Here is a 1,844-nt window from a genome sequence, read left to right on the forward strand (position 1 = left end):
TCGGTGCGGAGGCGGCAGAGGTCGCCGGTGCGGTAGAGGCGGCTGCCGGGGGTGGTGGCGTACGGGTCGGGCAGGAACCGCTCCGCCGTCTGCCCCGGACGGCCGAGGTATCCCCGGGCCAGTCCGTCGCCGGCGATGCAGAGTTCGCCGGGCGCGCCGGGCGGCACCAGTCGCAGCTCGGCGTCGAGGAGGTGGACGCGGGCACCGTCGATCGGGGTGCCGAGGTCCGGCCGGTGGGTCCCGTCGGGGAGCACCGGCCCGGCGGTGGCGACGACCGCGGCCTCGGTGGGCCCGTAGTGGTTGACCAGGGCGTAGGGGGTGCGCGCGGACGGCCGGGTGGTGAGGGCGTCCCCACCCGTGAGCAGCGTGCGCAGGGTGCTGGTGGACGGCGTGGGCAGTCGCAGGACGGCCTCGGCGATCGGCGTGGGGACGAAGGCCACGGTGAGGCCCTGCCGGTGCATCCAGTCGTGCAGCGCCGTGGGGTCGAGGCGGTGCGCGGGGTCGGCGACGTGCAGGGTGGCGCCGCTGACCAGCGCGGGCCAGATCTCCCAGACGGCGGCGTCGAAGCCGAGGCTGGCGATCTGGCCGTGGTGCTCGCCGGGGCCGCTCGGATAGGTGTCGAGGTGCCACCGGACGAGGTTGGCCAGCGCGTGGTGGGCGACCATGACGCCCTTGGGGACACCCGTCGACCCGGAGGTGTGGATGACGTACGCCAACTGTTCGGGGTGGATGTCGACCCGGGGTGCCGCCGGGGAGGTGGAGCGGTGCGGGGTGAGGGTGACGACGCCGGGGGGTGTGTCGGTGTCGTCAGGGTGTGCGGTGATGAGGATGGTGGCGCCGGAGTCGGTGATGAGGTGGTGTCGGCGGGTGGTGGGTGCGGTGGGGTCGACGGGGAGGTAGGCGGCGCCGGCTTTGAGGACGGCGAGCATGGCGGTGATGGCGGGTGTGCCGGGTGGGAGGCTGACCGCGACGGGGTGGTCGGGTCGGGCGCCGTGTTGTAGTAGTTGGTGGGCGAGGTGGTTGGACCGTTCGTCGAGTTCGCGGTAGGTGAGTGTGCCCGCCCCGTCGACGACGGCGACCGCGTCGGGTTGGCGTCGGGCCGTCCGCGTCACCAGCCGCGGCACACACCCGGGTTCCCCGTCCGACCATCCGGCGACTGCGGCCGTCGGCGCGCCCACCACGCTCGCCCGGTCGGGACCGTCGGGGACGGCCTCGGGCCGCCGGGCCGCACGACCGGTCGGCGGCCGTCGCCCCGTGGACACCGCCGCCAACCGCCGGCGCTGCTCGTCGGTGACGGCCTCCACCGTGGACAGCGGCCGGTCGGGGTCCGCCAGCACGGCGGCCACCAGGGCCCGGTAGCTGTCGGCCAGGTCGGCCATCGTCGCGGCGTCGTACAGGTCGCAGGCGTAGCTGAAGTACACGCCGACGGTGTCGGCTCCCACCTCCGCGTGGACCGTGAGGTCGAACTTCGCGGTGCCCGGCTCCGTCGACATCGGACGCATCGTGGCGGTGTGCAGCGGCACGGGGCCGTCGGCGATGCCCGTGACGTTCCCGCCGGTGAAGACGGTTTGGATGAGGGGTGGGGTGTGGCGGTCGCGGGTGGGTCGGGTGTGCTCGACGAGTTTGTCGAAGGGGATGTCCTGGTGGGTGACGGCGTGGATGAGGACGGTGCGGGAGTGGTGCAGGAATTGGCGGAAGGTGTGGTGGGGGTGGATGTCGACGGCGAGGGGGAGGGTGTTGACGAAGAAACCGATGAGTTTTTCGGCGTCGGGGTCGGTGCGGCCGGTGAGGGGGGTGCCGATGACGACGGGGTTTTGGGTGGTGTAGCGGTGGATGAGGAGTTG

Annotated in this window: 1 protein-coding gene; it reads right to left on the bottom strand. The window is 73.2% G+C overall.

Annotation, left to right across the window (positions count from 1 at the left end):
- Window positions 1-1,835: amino acid adenylation domain-containing protein (locus AB0883_RS30745; protein ID WP_366644767.1), on the bottom strand; the 1,835-nt coding region annotated here is incomplete at its 3' end.
- Between the last annotated feature and the right edge of the window lie 9 nt (window positions 1,836-1,844).

It is taken from the genome of Micromonospora sp. NPDC047812 (assembly GCF_040704175.1).
Lineage (GTDB): Bacteria > Actinomycetota > Actinomycetes > Mycobacteriales > Micromonosporaceae > Micromonospora.